This is a genomic window from Ruegeria sp. AB11, assembly GCF_056536325.1.
Window position 1 is genome coordinate 507,644 of record NZ_JBQFJO010000001.1, and the last position, 19,255, is coordinate 526,898.

A 19,255-nucleotide genomic window follows, 5' to 3' on the forward strand; every position below is an offset into this window, starting at 1 on the left:
TCTCAGAACATCACGCAATCCGCGCCCGGCGGCAGCGGCGGCGATCCTTCTGGCAAGGTGGGCGTGTAGTCAAATGTCACAATCTTCGCGCCGCCATCGAATGCCACGAACAGTTGGTTGGATCCCGGCCTAATTGCGATGCCTTCTGGGTCGGTTCCGAACTCCAACAAGCTTTGCTGGGCGAGAAACTGGCCATCTGCCGTGAACTCATACAGGCTGTTTGACCCTTCCCAGTCGTCAACTATTAGCATGTGGCCGGTACGCGGATCAATCGCGATGCCCTGCGCCTCGCTCAAGGGCGGAGAGAGCTTCATGGTATCCAATCTCGCCGCCAGAGTGCCCTCGGTGGTGAACCAGGACAACCGTTCAGGGTCATCCTCGACAGTCACGATCTGTCCCGCGGCGTTGATTGCAATTCCTTCCGTATCCGCGAACCCACCTTCCAATTCGAAAGGCGCTCCCAGGGGTGATCCATCCTTGGTGACACGCTGAAGACTGCCGAGACCATCCCCCAGCAACAAGTGATCCCCTTCAACAGCAATTGCTTTGATCCGAAAGAGATCGCTGGATATTCGGCGCAACTCATCCCCTTGCAATGTAACGAGAATTGCTTCGGGCCCTTCGTTGGCAATCCACAAGCCACAAAACGTTGGATCGTAGTCAAGGCTTGCGGGTTGGTTGAGCTCGTAGCGCCCAGTTTCGCGAAGCTCCAATGCCGTGGCCGGAGAAGCCCCAGCGCAGATCAGTAAGGCTATGGTTCTTGCAAACACTCCGGATGCTCCCGGAAAGGTATGTTGTTTTAGAAAACTATACCTAGATTATTGCGCCCCTTCAGTGAGAAAGAACAGCTCAATGGGTTGAGCAAGGCCACGTATTTCGTGATCCCCACAGCTAAAGAACATGTTCGGTGCAGCACTTGCAACGGCTGACGTCGCCAACACTCTCTGACCAATTGATTTTGTTAAGCTTTCAACTCGGCTTGCGACGTTCACCGCACCGCCCAGAACTGTAAAATCAAGCCTGCCGGGGCTGCCGATGTTACCGTAGCTGACCTGCCCAACGTTGATCCCAATTCCAATATCCAAGGGCGGTTTTTGGAACTCGTCTCGTCTAGTGTTGAGAGCTTTCAAACCACTCAGCACACTCTGCGCTGCAAGAGCCGCCATTCTGCAACGGTCGGCATGGTTTTTTTGAGCTTCAATAGTGAAGATCGACAGAATGCCATCACCCATGAACTTGAGGACGTCTCCACCGTTGTCTTCCACGGCGTTGACCAACAGATCAAAATAGTCGCTGAGCGTGTCGAAGACTTCTTCTTCCGTAGAGGTTTCGGAAAGTGCCGTAAAGCCTCGCAGATCAGAGAACATAACCACGGCATCCAGAGTTGTTCGCTCACCGCGCTTGATGTTGCCGCTCCAGACTGCCTCAGAAGGGCCATCTCCTAAATAGGTTCGAAGTAGACCTTTAGACGATTTTCGCATCGTCACAGGTTCCAAAGCGGAAGAAAGGGCCGGTAAGACCGCTTCAATCAGCCTTAAATGTTCCGGCGAGAATCCATCCGGCGCCTGTGTAACGAACGTACAACCATGCAGCGATCCATCACCGTAATAAAGCAAAGTAGCGTAGTAGTCGGTGCCGCCTTGCTCTGCAAACTCCAAATAGGATGAATGCTCTGTTTCTGAGTCCAGTTGCTGGAGACTTTTGTGAAGCGGCTTTCTATTCGCCAGAATATACTCAAATGAGCTCCCAACATAACCATCGGTCAATGTCGTCTCATGGGTGACATCGTAGCTGTCGGTGCCGTTGGGAGTCCAAACCACACCCCAAGCAATAAGCAATGGATTGGCAAAGCGTTGGCCAATGTTTACTCGCCAAAGCGGAACTCCGGCTTCGACCAAGGAGGAACAAAACTGTGACACCACTTTTACAGGATCGCCAGAGCGACGACCTTCTGTGATCATCCATTCGGTTAGTCGAGTGACTTCTTCCATGGACCCAAGTTAGTCGCATGGAAACGATGAGCAAAGACTATTGGATTGGCAACGTCGCTTGCTTCTTTTGAGTCGCCTGATCTGGCTGGTTCAAAGAAGATTGGAGCGCTGCGCCCAGGCGACCTTCAGTAGAAACCAATCTCGCTGACATCTACGCTGGCCTCATGATCGCGCCCGAAGGCTACAACTCCAACTGAGGTAATTTCGTCAGCAACGGGAATAGCGCGCAATATGGCACCAGAAGCCTTGAAACCTGACAAAGGCAAGTGAACTTCGGTCCATTCGTCAGAAGTTGCGAAAGCGGCCTGATAGTATTGCCACGGAAGCACCGTGCCGCGTGTTCTGAGGTGAACGAAATATTGCTCACCGTTCCCCCGTACCAATAGCCTGACGCCTGATACACCCTCATCTGGTCGATCAGACAACTTGCGCCGGAACTGGATGAAGCCGCCGTTGTTTTCCGTACTGACGGTTCCGGTCAGCCGCGCGAATGCAACATCACCTTCCGAACGAAACTGCACTTGTCCTGAGGAAACTCCTCCCATGACGGTGTCGGCAACGTAGTCCCAACGCGTCTCTGGAGACTTGGAGAAGTCTTCGGTTAATTTTTCATCAGCCTGAGCCATTGTGCATCCGATGATAACAAGACCAGAAACAAGCCCAATGAAGTTGGCACCCATATTGTTCCTTCTCAGTTCAGTATCGCAATGGAAAGGTTCAGCGCCGTGGCAAATGCAACCCATACAAAGTACAGCAGGAAAGAAAGTGCGGAGACGGGGTCTGAATTCCTAACCTGAGTGATGAACATCACGATGACAGCCAACAACGCGACAATGACCAAAAGGGCAACCCACGGCAGTTGCAGTACGAAAAAGGTCGGGGACCACAAAAGGTTCAGCCCCATCTGTGCCCACCACAGCTTCATGGCGGTCGCACTTCGGTCTGTTTCTAACTGGCGCCAACCCGCCATAGCGATCAAGACATAAAGCACCGACCAAACCGGCCCAAAAATCCAATTTGGTGGATTGAAAGCAGGTTTAGAAAGCTGCGCATACCAATCCCCGGGCGCGGTCAATATTCCAATCAGGATGCCGCCTCCCAACACGAGCGCAAGAAATGCTATGCGGACCATCCAATTCGACATTGTGGGATAGCTTTCAGCAATCCTTGGTCGTCACGTTGACAAGCGCTTCGGAAGAGAAGGTCGCAGTACTGATCTCATCGGCATCGGTATATGACACCGTGGCACCTTCGATCTCCGACCCCGTTACAGTGATTTCGCGTTGCCCAATGGTGTCGTCTACATCGATGGTAAAAGCTAACCTGTCCCCGGCTGCGAGGGAGGCGATTTCAAGTTCAATTGTATCTTGCCCATCCACGACCGCTGGAATTTGACGCAGAGCATCCGCACCCTCAACAAATTCGAGAGGTTGGAAGACCTCTACACCCGCGCCTTTTTCGGTAACGTCGAAAATCAGACGCCCGGCAGATTGCGACAAGTCAATTTTGAGAGTCGAGGCTTGTACTTCGCAAGCTCCGACATTTGTCAAAACAAAACGGTCCTTGGGTGCGCCTTCTATAAAGCGAATTTGTACACCAGCTTGAAGCGAAGTAGCTGCAAATAATCCAAGGGTTGCCGCAAGAATACTCTTCGAGAACATATTTATCTCCTAACTAAACGGTTCTTGATAAATACGCGTCGGCGGGTTTCTTGGATCAGACTAATACACTTTGACTATAGTGGTTTAGCAGACAGGAGCTTTCGAAGTTCAATGACTCCGCAGTCAGAACGGCGAAGTCAAAACATGCCATTGCCATTCTCGCTGTTTGCTGGAACTTCCTGAAGAACGTCCCAGTGTTCGACAACCTTCCCGTCGACATCTAGGCGAAAAATATCGATCCCTGCGTACTCTAGACCATCGGGCCAGATTTGATGGCAATGCAGAATAACGTGATCGTCTTCAGCAAAGGCACGTTTGATGTCCACACGCTTTCCCGGGTATTCGGCGGCCATGCGCTCGAAGTACTCGACAAAGGCTTGCTTGCCGTCGCCAACATGCGGGTTGTGCTGCGTATAGGTATCACCAACAAAGGTTGCTATGGCCTCGGCAGGTCGACACTCGTTGAACATCATTTCGTAGAAAGCTATGACGTTTTTCTTGTTTGTTCCGAGGTCCGGCATGCTGATCTCCTAATCGACGTTTGTGCCGCCCAAAAACGTTGGTCCGCGTAATTCTTGGAAGCAACCTGGCAAAGATCTCAATCACTAATCGGCAAGAGGTTACGCGCGTGATTTTGCGTTCAGACTATTTCGAGGGTTTGTCCCTTACTCGACTTCTTCGAAGTCTATATGAATATGATTTCCATCAGGATCGGCAACATGGATTTGGACCATTCGAGCGCCCGGGACGTCAGTTTTGCGGTACTTGATCTGACTCGAGCTTGAGCTTCACTTCGGAGCCGACATTTGGCGTTCCCTCATGACCCACAAGGTGGACCACGGCGTCATCACCCGCGTATAACCAAGCTCCGGGGAACGGAAAATCAGGGCGGGGCCCAGGTATCAAACCCAGGACCTCTTCATACCAAGCAACCATCTCAGGCAACCTGGTCGTCACGATGTTCACATGATCCAGCCGCTCAATTCTCATCTAAAACCCCTCAAGCACGAGCTTTCCTTTGGCCTTGCCGCTTTCGAGGATAGCATGCGCTTTCATTAAGTTTGCAGCATTGATTGTACCAAGTGTATCGGTTGCTGTGGATCTGATCTTTCCGTCATCTATCAACCCGGCGACCTGATTCAGGATTTCGCTTTGACGGTTCATATCTCCAGTCCCAAAAAGCGACCGAGTGTACATGAACTCCCAATGCAATGAGATCGATTTGGGTTTGAACGGCGCGATGTCGAAGGTCTCAGGGTCATCGATCAACCCAAAGCGACCTTGAGGTGTCATCACCTCTCCAGCTTGGGAAGCATAAAGCTGGGAATGGTTTGTCGAATAAATGAAATCCACGCTGTCGATACCGAGAGCCTCGAGTTGTGAGCCAAAAGGTTCCGCATGGTTGATGACATGGTGTGCGCCAAGCTCTCGAACCCAGTCTTGTGTCTCGGGTCGGGACGCAGTGGCAATCACCGTCAAGTCAGTAAGAGCCCGCGCCAATTGAATGGTGATTGACCCGACACCGCCTGCGCCACCAATAACCAGCAACGTATTGGTCCCGCCGGAAACGGCATCTTGAACTCGCAAGCGGTCGAACAGCATCTCAAAGGCAGTAAGTGTCGTTAGCGGCATCGCCGCGGCTGCTTTTGCAGGTATGGATTTTGGCGCTGACCCGACGATACGTTCATCTACCAGATGAAACTCGGCATTGGTTCCCGGTCGGTTTATTGCCCCGGCATACCAAACTGTATCTCCCGGACTGAAAGTCTCAACCGTTTCGCCAACTGCTTCGACGATCCCTACTGCGTCCCACCCCAGAATATCAGGTGCTGGACCTACAGGAGCACGTTTTTGACGAATTTTCGTATCGACTGGGTTCACTGACACGGCCTGCACCTTCACCAACAAGTCGTGCCCTTTCGGCGTAGGTTTGTCGGCCTCGAAGTCGATTAAGGCGTCCGCCCGATCAATCGACCCTGTCTCAGGGTATCCCACGGCTTTCATAACGTGCTCCTTTGTCCGGTTCTCTATCAACCGATGACTGTCATCTCATTCAACGTGAATTCTGCAACGGCGCCCTCTGTTGCTTCCAGATAAGCCGCAAGGTGCTGAGCACCCATGTGGGTTTGCCAAAGCTCTCGGCTTTCCCAGTTTTCGTAGAACACGAAATGAGCCGGGTTGTCGTTGTCCTGGTGCAGGTCGTAGTTAATGCAACCCTCTTCGGATCGGGTTATGTCGATGAGCTTGGTCAGCTCGGCCTTTACGAGGTCAATCTTGTCGGGGTTGGCTTTGATGTTGGCGACGATTGTCAGCTTGGCCATTGGAATAGGTCCCTTGTGTTCTAGAGCGATGTGCCAAGTTTACGCCGCAGTCCTTTCGGGATAAACAGGGCGAGATCGAACATATAATCCGGAAATTCCGTTTAATGTTTTTAGACAATCTTCGCTTGTTTCTCACTATAGCCGAGAAAGGAAGCCTTGTGGCCGCGGCGCGGGAGACAGGGATGTCGAGCACGACAGTGTCCGAGCGGCTCGCGTCTCTCGAGGCACATTACGGAGTGGTTTTATTCAACCGAACCACCCGTTCCATCAGCCTGACTGAAGAAGGCCGGGTACTAGCCGACGGTGCAAAAAGTGTACTCGGTGAGGTTGCGGACTTGGACACACTTGTTCGGCATGGTGCCGAAACTCTATCTGGTCCAATTCGCATAAGCGCGCCTATCGATTTGGGGCGGAGCTTTGTCTCCGAAGTTATTGCCGAATTCACCGAAGAGAACCCAGCCGTCTCAATCGAACTGTCCCTCTCAGACGGCTACGTCGACCTCGTAGGCCAGGGTTTTGACCTCGCAGTTCGCTTCGGCAACATCACGGACAGCTCGCTCAGGTTGCGAAATCTAGGAAGCTACCTACGCTTCGTATGTGCGTCCCCAAGTTACCTGGCCTCATTCGGAACGCCCGAAAAACCAGAAGATCTGTTAAACCACAACTGCTTGGTCATGAGGTTTGGCGACATGATCGACAACGTTTGGGAGTTTGGATCAGGACCAAATGCCCAGCGGGTATCGGTAAAAGGAAACCGAATAGTCAATGATGGTTCACTCATCCGCGATTGGGCGATTGCAGGCCATGGGGTCGTACTGAAGTCCGAGCTGGATGTCGGCGACGATGTTCGATCTGGCAGACTTATTTCTGTCTTGCGCGATTTCCTTCCACCGCCGAAACCTTTGCAAATGATGTTTCCGCCGAGCCGAGCCCAACCACGTCGCATAACGGCCTTAGCTGAGCATTTGCGTCGCAAATTTGGTGTGAGTTAAAGCCGCAGGGGAAGTCACTAATCTGACAGCAGCTGTGTTTGCTCAATGAATTTCAAAGTCGCCTGTGCCAGCTCTGTGCCAGTATCTTCTTGAATGAAATGCCCCGCTTTAGGCACAACGGCATGGTTTTGACCAACTGCCCCAGGGATCGACTTTTGGAACAGTTTGTCTTCCCCCGCCATGACCCTGTCATCTTCTCCAAAAACAGTCAGAAACGGGGTGTTTAGGGTCTTGAGGGTTTCCCATGCGGCTCGGTTGGCTTCAGAAGCTGGATTATCAGCTGTATCGGGCACCAACATTGGAAACTCTCGAGCGCCTGTCAGATAGCGCGCATCCGGAAACGGTGCGTTATAGGCTGCGACCTCTTCATCGGAAATCTTCGATGTTGTACCGCCGAATACAATACGGCCCGAATTAAATTCAGGCACGGATTGTGAATATTCCCGCCATGAAAGAAATGCTTCCCCCAAAGGCACGTCACCGGTGGGCAAGGCCGTGTTCGCCACAACTACACGAGAGAAACGCTCGGGCATACTCGCAACCAGCCGCAAGCCTATTAGACCGCCCCAGTCCTGACAAACCAATGTGATGCCCGTTAGGTCAACTTTCCGCAACCACTCGGACATCCAGTCTACATGGCGTTGGTAGGTGTAATCGAACCGCTCGGTTGGCTTGTCCGACCGTCCAAACCCAATCAAATCAGGAGCCAGAACTCGATGGCCCGCATCTTTGAATAACGGAATCATGTGCCGATACAGGAAGCACCAGGTTGGCTCTCCATGCATCAACAATACGGGCGGTGCCTGTTCCGGTCCCTCGTCCAAATAGTGCATTCGGAGACGACCGCCTTCGGTATCATCCACATCAAGATAATTCGGGCCGAATGCGAAATCTGGCAACCCGTCAAACCGATGGTCAGGTGTTCGAAGGAACTTCATTGTGAACTCTCCAATATGCCGAAGGTATTGGCCAAGCAACAGTGATCGATAAAACAAAGACGGTCCAGTACCAGCGTATGTCGACGTCAGGTTTGCATTTGTTCGCCGCCCTTCTTCTGTTGCTCGCAGCGAAGGTCCATTTGTATAGATCTCGGATCTTCTGCTCCAACAAAAGGATTGGTCTCAAAGACCTCATCTTGCCAGTTCTCCTGAGCTGAAGCAGAGTTCATCAATGCGGATCGCCAAGAAGCGCATCAGAAGAAGAGCGCAAGTCCGCTCATTGAGACAACCAAGAAAAGGAGAGTCATGATTCCACCTGAGCGAACGAAATCGACCACCCGGTAGCCTGCCGGGCCCATGATCAACGCGTTCACTTGGTGTGTTGGGATCAAAAATGAGTTGGACGTTGATATTGCCACCGTGAGAGCAAACACAGCCGGATTGCCACCCGCGGATACGGCAATAGAAACTGCTAGTGGCACCAGCAGGACAGTTGCGCCTACATTGGACATGACCAGCGTGAACGCCGTTGCCAAAACGGCGATCCCTGCTTGCAAAGACCAGATCGGCCACCCCTTCAGAAGGGCCAACACATGCGCTGCAATCCAATCCGCAGTGCCGGTGTTCTGAACCGCCTGACCTAGCGGGATCAGTGAAGCGAGTAGAAAAACAGTACTCCAACTTATCGACTCGTAGGCTTCGTCAATCGAGAGCACACGGCTCAACACCATCCCAATAGCGCCGATCAACAGGCACAATGACAAGCGCAGATCAGAGAATAGAATTAAGCTCAACGCTATTAGGAAGAAGGCGAGCGCCCATCCGACCTTGTGTGGCCGTAACTCTTCCTGGGGAAAATCTGAAGTTACGACGACAAAATCCCTGTCCGACTTCAGTCGTGTCAGACGGTTCCACTGCACATGAACCACACACGTATCACCGGCCTGCAAAGGGACTTGCCCGATATGCGTGGCTGAATGATCCTCGGTCTCAACGTGGCTTAGTGTTTCTTCGCCACGCTGAATGGCCAACAAAGACAAACCATGCGTTTGACGAAGACGCAAATCAATCGGAGTCTGGCCGATCACTGAAGAACCGGGAGGAATAACAACCTCGGCCACTCCCGATTGCGTCGCAGCGAAATCATCCGCAAAGACATCTAGTTGGGGCAGGATCTCCAAGCCGTAGGGCTCAGCGAATTGATGCTCAACCACCCGACGCAGGCCAAGCACTGCGAGCCGCGCCGGGGCTTCGATCTTGGTATCAGCCATCGGCGCGATGACCTTGTGGCCGCGATAGGATGTGCCAAGAATGTACATGTTATGGGCGACCATTAGATCTGCAAGCGTTTGCCCTATGATGATCGAGCCTTCAGGAACACGTATCTCGAACATATCGGCCCTAAGTCCGTATGTGTTTTCGACATAGGCCTGCATGGACCGAGCCGAGCTTGCGTCTTCTCCACGCTCCCGCTGCGCCGGAAGGACCCAACGACCAAAGAGCACAAAGTAAAGCACCCCTGTCAGCACGAGCATCACACCGATAGGCGTGACTGAAAACAACCCAAATGTCTCCATTTGTTGGTCAGCCGGAAGGGATGAGTTTGCTGAAACAATCAGGTCATTCAACAGGATCAGGGGCGATGACCCGACCAATGTAATCGTACCACCCAGTATCGCGCAAAACCCCATAGGCATCAGCAATCTACTCATCGGGATTTCTGTACGTGCTGAGATGCGGCTGACAACAGGCAGAAAAAGCGCAGCAGCTCCGACGTTCTGCATGAAGGAGCTGATGACGCCAACCGTTGTTGAAATGATTGGGATAATCCGGGCCTCAGTCGTGCCTCCATTCTTGAGGATCAAGGCCGCAACCTTTGACATAAGTCCGGTCTTATCAAGCCCAGCCCCAATTACCATAACTGCGATGATGGACATCACAGCGTTCGAGGAAAAACCTTCAAAGAGCCTGGAGACATCGGCAAGATTACCTAGCCCCGGTAGATAGCTCAGTGCGCCAAGCAGCACCATTACAAGAATTGCTGCGACATCGATCCGTATAATCTCGGTAACAAAAAGTAAGACCGTAAAAGACAATAGACTCAATACGGCTATCATTTCGTACGTCAGTGCTGGTAATTCCATATCGCGCTCCCAACCTGACGTTACCTGACAACCTGCAAATACGAAGGACCAACTCTGCGCGGCAGATAAGGCCAAAATCCATCAGACCGCCTCAAGCGGCTCGGTTTCTTGTATATGGTATCTGCTGAATTCTGGAATCAGCCAACTAAAAGAGACGCTGATGACAAACCCATAGGCTTCACTTAGACACCGCAATCCGAAACGAACTTTCAGTATTGCAAGATTATAAACATATTAGTTTGCCGTGTCGTCTTCATTCATATTCAGTCAGTTTTGCTTGCCGAGTCGGGAAGGTTTTATGAAATCCGCAACTAACTGATTGTAGGTGCGCGCATAACGCTGCATACCTAACACTGATTTTATTCAGAAAATCTGGGGGCCTTCGCCCATAATTTTGCGCAGCATTTGCCCATAAGTTTGCACGGTTCACTATACTCGCTCAAACTTCGATTGTCGTAGCGTAATTCGATCAACTTTAACGCATCAAAACTCAATCAAACGTGCATTCTGAATGGTATAATTCAACCCAAAACCGAACAACACAACTCAATTGCGAGGTCGCGGCAGATCCCGTTCAATGTAGCGTGGCTCGGTCGGCCTTGCATGTACACTCACCGTGGCTCAACCAAACAACGGTTCAAAGTTGCATAGACATTTCGTGCCAGGTCATTCCTCCATGATCAGAGGTTGATGGACGAAGATAGTTGTACCCAAATCTCTGATAAAGCGGGACGTGATGCTCTTTGCACATAAGGTAGATCGCGGATTTACCCATTTTCCTCATGCGGCCGACGAATTCAGTCATCAATGCCCGCGATAGGCCTTTTCCTTGATGCTCCGGATCCACGACGACAGACATAATAACGACATTTGGCGCGTCGGGGTCATGCCCAGCAAGTTCTTTGAATTCCTCGTCAGACATTTCGACGTTGTATGCACATCCGCAATTCACAAAGCCGACGATCTCGCCTTCGACCTCAAAAACAAGGAAACCATCGGAATAGACCTCGATTCTCTTTGCTATCTTTTCGAGGGTAGCCGCTTCGTCGCCTTCATAGGCATCAGTCTCGATCTCAAAGCATCGAATTGCATCAGAGGGTTGGGCGTTTCGAATTCGGCTCATGCATTTACACTATGAACGATAGGTCAAGTTGTATAGCCGCCGTCGGTTTTGCTCGCACCATTGTTCAATCTGCGCTCGGCGCAGACTTTCTCTGCACATACCCCTCGCGGCAGCATTGCGGACAATGTTGCCCTAGGCGCGAACACATGCTTTTCATTACACAACGACGCCGCGCACCCTTGACCGTACTCACTAGCACATCTAGTAAAACTGATCTGCCCGCTGGGACGACCCGGCCAAGCAAGGGCGTTTTTTTCAGGACGACCTGGCAAATTAGAGGTCGAACATGACAACTAAAACCAAACAAGCCAGGAAACTGATCGAGGGTAGACCTGCCCTAATCATAATCGACATTCAAAAGAGCACGTTTATTGATGACAGCGAAGTACGCTCCATCGACAACATGCCGGGCTACAAAGAACGCATGATCGCTGCGCGTGATTTGGTTGATGCCGCACATGATTACAATGTTCCAGTCATTTTCATCCAAGAAGTCCATCGTCCCGATAGGATAGACTTCGGCCGTGAACTGGATGGTGACGAAGACATACACTGTCTCGAAGGTGATCCAAGAACGGAAGTTGCAAAAGATGAGATGGGATATCGCGAAGGTGACTACATCGTACCGAAGCGACGGTATTCTGCATTTTTTGGCACCGATTTCGAAATCCTGCTGCGCGGTTTAAAAGTAGACACACTCTTATTGTGCGGCGGTTTGACGGATGTTTGTGTGCACTACACATTTGTCGATGGCCACCAATCAGACTACTTCTGCCGCGTTGTAGAGGACTGCGTTGGCGGGTCATCTGTCCAAGCCCATGAAGCTGCTCTCAAAGCAATGGAATATCTACAAACTGGCGCTGTTCAGAGCCGAGAAGTAGTAATCAGTGCGATTACGTCGCTCTAAGTTGCAATCGAAACGTTTGTGCCCGTTGGGGTGCACAGTTTTTTGGGTGCGGAAACGGGCAGAGGTTTTTGTCGCTTGAACGCCTTGGACTTGCCCATTTGATGCAGAAGGTATCGACACTTTCAATACAAACCTTTGAGTTTGCGACTAAAGCCCTTGAAAACCTCTATTGCATCGCAATCCAGCCGTCAGCGCGAATAATGCGAACAGGACTAGAGATATTGAAGCTAACGCTCAGACAGACGCTGATGCCCTGACTTCTGCCCAGCAGATTTCCAAACTGACTTCAGAGGCAGATCAGCTATCGCTCCAATCTGTTACTGCCAACGGATTAAAGAGCTAGCTGATCTGCGCAAGAGAACGCCGAAAAAGCCGTAGGCTCATTAGTAAGAAAGCGACTCCTAACAACGTCATCCAAACGAATTCCGGCCAGACAGTCTCAATACCAGCGCCTTTGAAAACAATAGCCTGACTTGCTGACATGTAATGGCGTGACGGCAAAACCAAAGTACCTGCCTGCAACCACGCCGGCTGACCTTCAATTGGGGTCTCTCCACCTGACAGCATTAGCATTGGCAGCACAATCAACATGACCAGAAGCGCGAACTGCGCCATAGAGCGTGCAATGGTTGCCAGAAACACCCCAAGCGCCGTCGCAGTAAAAAGAAACAACGCCGTGCCAACCAAAAACAACATCTTGGATCCAGCGATACTGATGCCCAAAGAACCCTGCATCACAAAGGTTAGTGAAAGACCAGCGGCAACCAAAACCACTGCTGCATTCGCCCAAATTTTGGCAATGGCAATGTCAAAAGGAGCAAGCGGCATGGCAAGGAGATGTTCAATAGTCCCGTGCTCTCGTTCTCTGATCATCGCAGCTCCGGTCAAAATAGTTGTGAGCCACATGATCTGGCCAATCAAGGCAACGATACCAGCAAAACGTACGGTGTCTCTGTTTGGGTTGAAGGCGCTTCTTAGAATGACACTGATTGAGGGAGCATCTACTAGATCGATACCAATTGCATAGCGATGTATTTCAGCGCTCAAGATACTGGTGATGTAGTTTGCACCAATACCGGCCTGTTCCATGGCGGTTGCGTCAATAAGAACTTGAATCTCCGGACGGCGCCCTGCGCGCAGATCCTTTTCGAATCCGGGGGGCACAGCCACAACGAAAATAAAGCGCCCAGCATCCATGTACGCAGGTCCTTTTCCGGGTTCGATTTGGACGACCGGTTGGAACTCTGGTGGGAAAAACGCTGTGGCAAGTGCTCGAGAAAGTGGCGAGTCGTCTTCATCCGCAAACGCTATCGAGGCGTTGTTTACAGAGCTTGCCACTCCCGTTGCTTCCATGATCGGGGCCAGCGTAAAAGACCAAACCAACAATGCCATCATCACCCAATCACGGCGCAGGCTCATCACTTCCTTCAAGCCTAGCCAGAATATGCAGTAGAAGCGCTGCATTCACTTCTCCTGCGCCCGAAGACATAGGGCTGCGATCAGTGTCAGAACTGGTCCGAAGCAGGCGAGGGCCAGAATGTCTGGCGCAAGGGCCTCCCAACCCAAACCTTTAGTGAAGGCACCAACGTTCAGGTGTAGGAAATATGAGGAAGGCCAAAGAGAGCCCACCACTTGTGCGCCTCCTTCGAGCGTTGAAACAGGTTGCAACAGACCTGAGAACTGGATTGTTGGGACAACTGAGGCGATGGCAGTTGCAAATGTGGCGGCCACCTGACTGGATGTCATTGTAGCGATCAACAACCCGTAGGAGGTTGTTGCCCAAACGTAAAGAAGGGCACCAACAGCCAAAGGGAAAGGATTTCCTTTTAACGGCACCCCGAAAAGAAAAACGGTCATTCCGGCCAAAAGCAGAAAATTTGCGTAGGCGATCAAAATGTACGGAATTTGTTTGCCAATTAGAAATTCAAGCCGCGTGGTTGGTGTCACGTAGAAATTGACAACTGACCCCAGCTCTCGTTCCCTTGCTACGCTTACGGCAGTCAAAACAGCTGGCAGCATAATCAATAGGATAGCAGGCATTGCCGGAGCCATCGCGGCGATGCTTTCAAAGCTCTGATTATAGCGAAACCGGGGTTCGATCCTGGCGATATCTATCTGGCTTTTGCCGTTGTTAAGGGCATATTCCGCGAGAAATGATTGGTGCAGTCCGGAAACATAGCCTTCAACCGTCTCACCCTTAAATGGGATAGCACCGTCCACAGTCGCAAGTATCTGGGTCGGTTCACCCGTACTCATCTTTCGGTCAAAGTCAGGTGGCAACTCAACAACCAGAGAGACCTCACCTGCTACTAGACGGTCGCGCCCTTCGCTGGCGCTTTGCAGCGGCGATGTGGCTTTAAAATAAGACGATCCGGCGAATTCAGCCGCATAAGCACGACTCTCCGGCCCCTGAGAAAGGTCAAGTACCGCGAATTCAAGTTCATCTATATCCAGCGTTATGCCGAAGCAAAATACTAACATTAGAATAGCGGAACCCAGAAACGCGAAAGCCAAACGCACCGGGTCGCGAGCTACTTCAACGGTTTCGCGCCGCGCATATGCCAATACACGAGAAAACGCTCCTCCCCCGGCGTGGGATTTGGTCCTAAAACCCACCTCTGGCGCGACAACAGAGACTGGTTTTTCTGCTGCTTCCAATATCGAAATGAAGGCGTCTTCAAGGTTTTCCGCCCCTTCAACAGCGATCAGTTCAGCCGGAGTACCTTCCGCTAGAACTCTACCAGCATGCATAAAAGAAACGCGATCACAGCGTTCCGCCTCACCCATGAAATGAGTGGACACAAAGATCGTAACCGACTCATTTCGAGAGAGCTCAATCAGCAAGTCCCAGAAGGAATCGCGCGCCTCTGGATCCACACCGGATGTTGGTTCGTCGAGTATTAGCACTCGCGGACGGTGGATCACGGCTACGGCTAGCGACAGTCGCTGTTTGATCCCCAGGGGCAGTGCCGTCGCCAACGTATGACGGTGCTCCTCGAGCCCAAAGCGCTCAGTGAGTTCCGAAACACGTTGTTCTCGGTCGGCAATTGCAAATATCCGCGCATGCAATTGTAGGTTCTGATGGACCGACAACTCGCCATACAAGGAAAAGGCCTGGCTCATGTAGCCTATTTCACGCCTCATTTTTCGGTCATATGCATCGACAGGGTTGCCAAACAGCAGAGCTTCACCTGAGCTGGAAGGTAACAAGCCAGTCAACATCTTCATTGTCGTGGACTTGCCGCAACCGTTTGATCCTAGAAACCCGAATATCTCTCCGCGATTGATTGTGAAGTCGACGTTGTCTACGGCCGTGAAATCACCAAAGCGTCGTGTAAGTCCACGCGCAACTATCACTGGGCTAGCTTCTATCTGTTCATTCTTCTCTTTTTTCCGCGCCGGTTCGACGGGCAACTCCCGTGCTCTCAGACGCCGATATGCAATTTCGAGGTCGACATCACGCCCTTTCAATTCAGCGGGCTTCCCCTGAAAGATGACTTGACCCGCGTCCATCGCGACAATCCGGTCAAAACCGTCGGCTTCTTCCATGTACGCCGTTGAAACCAATACCGACAATTCAGGGTTTTTTTCTCGGATTGCATCAATCAAAGCCCAGAACTGCCGACGCGACAACGGGTCGACCCCGGTCGTTGGCTCGTCCAAAACCAAAAGTTTGGGGTCATGGATTAACGCACAGCAAAGACCTAGTTTTTGCTTCATCCCACCCGAGAGCTTGCCCATCAGACGGTCTTCAAACTGCGCAAGCCCTGTCGCAGCCAATAGCGCTGCGATACGTTCGTCCCGCTCTGAATGCCCTTGAGCAAAGAGACCTGAGAAGAACTCGAGGTTCTCGCGTACAGACAGCTCCGGATACAGGTTTCGACCCAACCCTTGCGGCATGAAAGCGATGGCTGGGCAAATGCTGTGTCGATGGCCAGAATTGCCAATCGGGCCGCCTAAAACGTCGATATTGCCGGATTGCAGTTTCTTTGCGCCGGTGATCAAACCAAGCAGTGTAGACTTTCCCACCCCATCCGGCCCGATAAAGCCAACAAGCTGGCCGCCTGGTAGTTCCAACGAAACAGAATCCAATGCAACATGCTTGCGATAACGGTGCGTAACACCTGAAATGTGAATATCGCAGGCGTCATCCTCTACTCTCATTCGAACAGCTCTTCTGGGATGCGTTGTTCAAGCGCCTCAGGCCAAGCAGCGGCTGGGTTCAGCCGGATCACCGCGACACCGCGCAGACCGGTTTTGACGTGCTCAATCCGACTTTCGACCAAGTCTATTGGGATACGGACGCGAACGCGAAAAACCAGTTGCTCTCGCTCATCCAAGGTCTCGACCTGTTTAGGGGTGAATTGTGCCTCGGGAGAAACAAAGCTCACGTATGCAGGTATCGCATATTCCGGCAAAGCGTCGAGCACGATGCGAGCCTCAGCTCCAATGGGCAAAAGTCCGGCTTCACGCGCCGGAAGAAAAACTTCCATGTAAACATTCTCAAGGCCAAGAATAGTCAGGATTGGTTCGCCTGCGCCAACGACCTCTCCGGGTTCTGCAAGCCGGTAAAGCACGCGGCCGGGCAAAGGTGCCACTAAAGCGCTGTCTTCAATCTGTGCTTCGATCCTGCGTACTTCCGCCTCAGCGGCAGCAATACGGCTTTCTGCGGTTGCAACTCGGGCTTTGGCGGCGCCCAATACTGCTGTAGCAACCTTATGAGTGGTATCGCGATCTTCAAAAATAGTTTTGGAGATATTTTGACCTGCCAGCAACGCCGTGGCACGATCAAGCTCTTGCTCGGCCCTGCGCTGTTCGCTTTCGCGTTGCACAACGAGCGCTTCTGCTTCGGCCCTTGTCTGATTTGCCAAGGCTACTTCGGCTTTAGCCCGGTCCAGGGCCGCAGATAGCTCGTCTATGTCCATTTCGGCCAGGATTTGACCAGCTGCAACCATACTGCCCTCTGTTGCCGTTACCGTCGCAACCCGACCTGCATTAGTTGGTGCTATTTCGACTTGTTCCGCTTCAACCCGCCCGTTTCCTTTCACAAATCCAACCGGTAATTCATTGCCATCCTCGGCAACAACGACATACAGCAACGCACCAGCAATTACTAAACCAGCCAAAATAAGAAAAACCGATAGGTTTTTGGTCATAGCGTTTCACCTGAAACAGGGTTTCTGGCGCAGAGTTTAGTGTCTCAAAAGACTCAAAGCCTTGTTTTGGATCAAAACCGATCCGGGCACCTCTGTTCCAAGCAATTGTTTGGATGAACACCGGTTTGGGTGTTGCAGGCTATTTCGCGATAGGTCGTAAGAAGTAGACGTGAAGCGTTTTTGCTATAAGTTTGGTATTGAAGAGGGTTGTTCTAGCACGCAATTGCGGTCGCGACAGACCTGCTGCGCAATACAGCGAAAGGAAGCATTATGACCAAATCACTGAGAGCTTGTTTTTCTTTGTGGTTGGCTGCAATCGCTCCTGCGTATGCGCAAGAACCTCCTCGTCTTGTTTTGCAGCTGACCGTTGACGCGTTGCGGGGCGATCTGCCGACACGTTACTTTGAGAATCTTGGGGAGGGTGGCCTTAAGAATTTACTTGAAAACGGTGTACACTATGTGGACGCCCATCATTGCCATGCCAATACAGAGACTGTTGTCGGGCACGCCACATTGGCGACCGGGGCAACACCGGCAGTGCACGGGATGATCGGAAACATATGGTTCGACAGAACCTTGGACCGCGTTGTTTACAACGTTGAAGACAGCACCGCTCCGCTTCTTGGAGATGGCGCTGGCGTCAATGACGATATTGAAATTGACCCAACACAGGCGGCAGCTGGCACAGATGGGCGGTCACCACGCGCTATGCTTGTTACGACGCTTTCGGACGAATTAAACGCTTCCACTGCTGGAGCGGCCAAGGTCTTTGGAGTTTCAATCAAAGACCGTGGGGCTATTACAATGGCGGGACAAAGCGGCAAAGCCTTCTGGTTCTCGAAAGCCGCAAATCGTTTCGTCACAAGCTCGTATTATTACGACAAATACCCTGATTGGGTTTCTGTCTGGAATGACGCATCGCCGAGTGCCTCCTTTGAAGGAACCTCTTGGGAATTGATGCACCCAAAGGAAGCCTATCTCTTTGGCGACCGTGACAACCAGCCATGGGAGACGGATGTCGCCGGGTTCGGCATAACCTTTCCTCATCGCTATTCTTCGATGCAAAATGGGTTTGACCCGCTAGAAAATCCCTACTTTACGACCTTTTTAACGCTTAGTCCCGCTGGCGACGATCTGACGGCGCAATTTGCCAAACGATTGATTGATGCCGAGGATATCGGGCAAGACGCGGTAACGGATTATCTGGCGATTAGCTTCTCGTCCGTGGATTACGTCAACCATGTGTTTGGCCCCTCCAGTCTTGAAGCCGAGGACACGATATACCGCCTCGATCAGACTCTCATGAATCTCTTCGTGTTTATCGACGAACGGATTGGGCTGGAAAACGTTTTGATCGTTCTATCGGCGGACCACGGCACCACCGATGCGCCGGGCTATTTGGAGAGTGTTGGCATCCAAACTGGCCTTGTTGCTCCGGACACATGGGACCCGACGGAACAGATAGCCAGCCTTAGGGAGCGGTTTGGGATCACCGGGAAATTGCTTGAGGTTATAATCACCCCTATCTCAATATCGCCCCCGAAGTATTGGCTCGCCGTGATATTGATTTACCCACGCTGGAGTCAGCTATTGCAGAAGAGCTTCTATCCTTTCCCGATGTGGCATTCGCCGTCCCCAGTACGGCTATCGAAGCAAACCTCCTGCCCGATACCGACATCATGCGCCTGATCCGCAACAACTATCATCCGACCCGATCCGGGAACATATACGTAGTCTTCAAACCCGGCTGGTTCATCGCAGACTTCGATGGTCTGTCCGTCACATCCACCCACGGGTCACCGTGGCGCGGTGACACACATGTGCCGATTATCTTCGCTGGACCGAACTTAAAACCGCAACGGGTCGCACGCCGTGTTTGTACGACTGCTCTCGCATCCACACTGTCTGCATTATTGAGCACGGCGCGTCCCAATGGTGCGAGCGGTGAAGTGTTACAAGAAGTCTTGGATTAGACCGCTGTGAAGCGCGAGTCCTGATATTGAAGCAAGCTAGGCCAGACCA

18 protein-coding genes are annotated in these 19,255 nt (G+C 51.8%); 3 read left to right on the plus strand and 15 right to left on the minus strand.

The window, feature by feature from the left end; genetic code table 11:
• Window positions 1–2: 2 nt before the first annotated feature.
• From ACR3EJ_RS02675 to ACR3EJ_RS02715, 9 genes are all read right to left on the minus strand, one after another.
• Window positions 3–770, minus strand: coding sequence for an SdiA-regulated/phytase-like domain-containing protein (locus ACR3EJ_RS02675; protein ID WP_480422593.1), 768 nt, complete (start codon window positions 768–770; stop codon window positions 3–5).
• 48 nt (window positions 771–818) lie between these two features.
• The gene (locus tag ACR3EJ_RS02680; RefSeq protein WP_170547418.1) at window positions 819–1,991 is read right to left on the minus strand and encodes an adenylate/guanylate cyclase domain-containing protein; all 1,173 of its coding nucleotides are present in this window, start codon (window positions 1,989–1,991) and stop codon (window positions 819–821) included.
• Between the two features lie 125 nt (window positions 1,992–2,116).
• Entirely contained in the window at window positions 2,117–2,617 is a 501-nt protein-coding gene (locus ACR3EJ_RS02685) for a CIA30 family protein (protein WP_480422596.1), read from the minus strand.
• 65 nt (window positions 2,618–2,682) lie between these two features.
• Window positions 2,683–3,135 carry a TspO/MBR family protein gene (locus ACR3EJ_RS02690; protein ID WP_170547414.1) on the minus strand — a complete coding sequence of 151 codons (453 nt, stop codon included), beginning with the start codon at window positions 3,133–3,135 and terminating at the stop codon, window positions 2,683–2,685.
• A 13-nt stretch (window positions 3,136–3,148) separates the two neighbouring features.
• Window positions 3,149–3,652: an aggregation factor core gene (locus ACR3EJ_RS02695; RefSeq protein WP_170547411.1), complete on the minus strand. Its 504-nt coding sequence runs from the start codon at window positions 3,650–3,652 to the stop codon at window positions 3,149–3,151.
• 137 nt (window positions 3,653–3,789) lie between these two features.
• Window positions 3,790–4,173, minus strand: coding sequence for a nuclear transport factor 2 family protein (locus ACR3EJ_RS02700; protein WP_170547409.1), 384 nt, complete (start codon window positions 4,171–4,173; stop codon window positions 3,790–3,792).
• Between the two features lie 229 nt (window positions 4,174–4,402).
• Complete coding sequence (locus tag ACR3EJ_RS02705; RefSeq protein WP_480422599.1) at window positions 4,403–4,642, minus strand: VOC family protein; 240 nt, start codon at window positions 4,640–4,642, stop codon at window positions 4,403–4,405.
• Window positions 4,643–5,656 carry a zinc-binding alcohol dehydrogenase family protein gene (locus tag ACR3EJ_RS02710; protein WP_170547407.1) on the minus strand — a complete coding sequence of 338 codons (1,014 nt, stop codon included), beginning with the start codon at window positions 5,654–5,656 and terminating at the stop codon, window positions 4,643–4,645.
• A gap of 26 nt (window positions 5,657–5,682) precedes the next feature.
• Window positions 5,683–5,973, minus strand: coding sequence for a putative quinol monooxygenase (locus tag ACR3EJ_RS02715; RefSeq protein ID WP_170547405.1), 291 nt, complete (start codon window positions 5,971–5,973; stop codon window positions 5,683–5,685).
• Window positions 5,974–6,077: 104 nt separating this feature from the next.
• Between ACR3EJ_RS02715 and ACR3EJ_RS02720 the strand changes: the two genes are divergently transcribed.
• Window positions 6,078–6,965: a LysR family transcriptional regulator gene (locus ACR3EJ_RS02720; RefSeq protein WP_170547403.1), complete on the plus strand. Its 888-nt coding sequence runs from the start codon at window positions 6,078–6,080 to the stop codon at window positions 6,963–6,965.
• Window positions 6,966–6,982: 17 nt separating this feature from the next.
• On the opposite strand, the gene ACR3EJ_RS02725 is transcribed toward ACR3EJ_RS02720, so the two are convergent.
• The 3 genes from ACR3EJ_RS02725 to ACR3EJ_RS02735 form a co-directional block, all read right to left on the minus strand.
• The gene (locus ACR3EJ_RS02725; protein WP_170547401.1) at window positions 6,983–7,903 is read right to left on the minus strand and encodes a haloalkane dehalogenase; all 921 of its coding nucleotides are present in this window, start codon (window positions 7,901–7,903) and stop codon (window positions 6,983–6,985) included.
• Between the two features lie 254 nt (window positions 7,904–8,157).
• Entirely contained in the window at window positions 8,158–10,047 is a 1,890-nt protein-coding gene (locus ACR3EJ_RS02730) for an SLC13 family permease (RefSeq protein WP_170547399.1), read from the minus strand.
• Window positions 10,048–10,684: 637 nt separating this feature from the next.
• Window positions 10,685–11,170, minus strand: coding sequence for a GNAT family N-acetyltransferase (locus ACR3EJ_RS02735; protein WP_170547397.1), 486 nt, complete (start codon window positions 11,168–11,170; stop codon window positions 10,685–10,687).
• Between the two features lie 286 nt (window positions 11,171–11,456).
• Between ACR3EJ_RS02735 and ACR3EJ_RS02740 the strand changes: the two genes are divergently transcribed.
• Window positions 11,457–12,077 (plus strand): cysteine hydrolase family protein, encoded by a 621-nt coding sequence (locus tag ACR3EJ_RS02740; RefSeq protein ID WP_480422602.1) that lies wholly within the window; start codon window positions 11,457–11,459, stop codon window positions 12,075–12,077.
• A gap of 339 nt (window positions 12,078–12,416) precedes the next feature.
• Here ACR3EJ_RS02740 and ACR3EJ_RS02745 read toward each other — a convergent pair whose 3' ends face one another.
• The 3 genes from ACR3EJ_RS02745 to ACR3EJ_RS02755 are packed head-to-tail and all read right to left on the minus strand — an operon-like array spanning window position 12,417 to window position 17,233.
• A complete protein-coding gene (locus ACR3EJ_RS02745) occupies window positions 12,417–13,541 on the minus strand; it encodes an ABC transporter permease (protein ID WP_170547651.1) in 1,125 nt (374 codons plus the stop codon).
• Entirely contained in the window at window positions 13,542–16,241 is a 2,700-nt protein-coding gene (gene rbbA / locus ACR3EJ_RS02750) for a ribosome-associated ATPase/putative transporter RbbA (protein WP_170547648.1), read from the minus strand.
• Window positions 16,238–17,233 carry an HlyD family secretion protein gene (locus tag ACR3EJ_RS02755; protein WP_170547646.1) on the minus strand — a complete coding sequence of 332 codons (996 nt, stop codon included), beginning with the start codon at window positions 17,231–17,233 and terminating at the stop codon, window positions 16,238–16,240. The genes rbbA and ACR3EJ_RS02755 overlap by 4 nt, the downstream gene beginning before the upstream one ends.
• Window positions 17,234–17,503: 270 nt before the next feature.
• On the opposite strand from ACR3EJ_RS02755, the gene ACR3EJ_RS02760 reads away from it, so the two are divergent.
• Complete coding sequence (locus tag ACR3EJ_RS02760) at window positions 17,504–18,922, plus strand: alkaline phosphatase family protein (protein WP_480422605.1); 1,419 nt, start codon at window positions 17,504–17,506, stop codon at window positions 18,920–18,922.
• The last annotated feature ends 333 nt before the right edge of the window (window positions 18,923–19,255 follow it).

Excerpts from the sequence above, each read along its gene's own strand:
- ACR3EJ_RS02685 (WP_480422596.1), bottom strand. The coding sequence starts at position 2,617 with ATGGCTCAGGCTGATGAAAAATTAACCGAAGACTTCTCCAAGTCTCCA.
- ACR3EJ_RS02745 (WP_170547651.1), bottom strand. The coding sequence starts at position 13,541 with ATGCAGCGCTTCTACTGCATATTCTGGCTAGGCTTGAAGGAAGTGATG.
- ACR3EJ_RS02730 (WP_170547399.1), bottom strand. The coding sequence starts at position 10,047 with ATGGAATTACCAGCACTGACGTACGAAATGATAGCCGTATTGAGTCTA.
- ACR3EJ_RS02700 (WP_170547409.1), bottom strand. The coding sequence starts at position 4,173 with ATGCCGGACCTCGGAACAAACAAGAAAAACGTCATAGCTTTCTACGAA.
- ACR3EJ_RS02680 (WP_170547418.1), bottom strand. The coding sequence starts at position 1,991 with ATGGAAGAAGTCACTCGACTAACCGAATGGATGATCACAGAAGGTCGT.
- ACR3EJ_RS02715 (WP_170547405.1), bottom strand. The coding sequence starts at position 5,973 with ATGGCCAAGCTGACAATCGTCGCCAACATCAAAGCCAACCCCGACAAG.
- ACR3EJ_RS02740 (WP_480422602.1), top strand. The coding sequence starts at position 11,457 with ATGACAACTAAAACCAAACAAGCCAGGAAACTGATCGAGGGTAGACCT.
- ACR3EJ_RS02705 (WP_480422599.1), bottom strand. The coding sequence starts at position 4,642 with ATGAGAATTGAGCGGCTGGATCATGTGAACATCGTGACGACCAGGTTG.
- ACR3EJ_RS02720 (WP_170547403.1), top strand. The coding sequence starts at position 6,078 with ATGTTTTTAGACAATCTTCGCTTGTTTCTCACTATAGCCGAGAAAGGA.
- ACR3EJ_RS02735 (WP_170547397.1), bottom strand. The coding sequence starts at position 11,170 with ATGAGCCGAATTCGAAACGCCCAACCCTCTGATGCAATTCGATGCTTT.
- ACR3EJ_RS02710 (WP_170547407.1), bottom strand. The coding sequence starts at position 5,656 with ATGAAAGCCGTGGGATACCCTGAGACAGGGTCGATTGATCGGGCGGAC.
- ACR3EJ_RS02760 (WP_480422605.1), top strand. The coding sequence starts at position 17,504 with ATGACCAAATCACTGAGAGCTTGTTTTTCTTTGTGGTTGGCTGCAATC.
- ACR3EJ_RS02755 (WP_170547646.1), bottom strand. The coding sequence starts at position 17,233 with ATGACCAAAAACCTATCGGTTTTTCTTATTTTGGCTGGTTTAGTAATT.
- ACR3EJ_RS02725 (WP_170547401.1), bottom strand. The coding sequence starts at position 7,903 with ATGAAGTTCCTTCGAACACCTGACCATCGGTTTGACGGGTTGCCAGAT.
- ACR3EJ_RS02690 (WP_170547414.1), bottom strand. The coding sequence starts at position 3,135 with ATGTCGAATTGGATGGTCCGCATAGCATTTCTTGCGCTCGTGTTGGGA.
- rbbA (WP_170547648.1), bottom strand. The coding sequence starts at position 16,241 with ATGAGAGTAGAGGATGACGCCTGCGATATTCACATTTCAGGTGTTACG.
- ACR3EJ_RS02695 (WP_170547411.1), bottom strand. The coding sequence starts at position 3,652 with ATGTTCTCGAAGAGTATTCTTGCGGCAACCCTTGGATTATTTGCAGCT.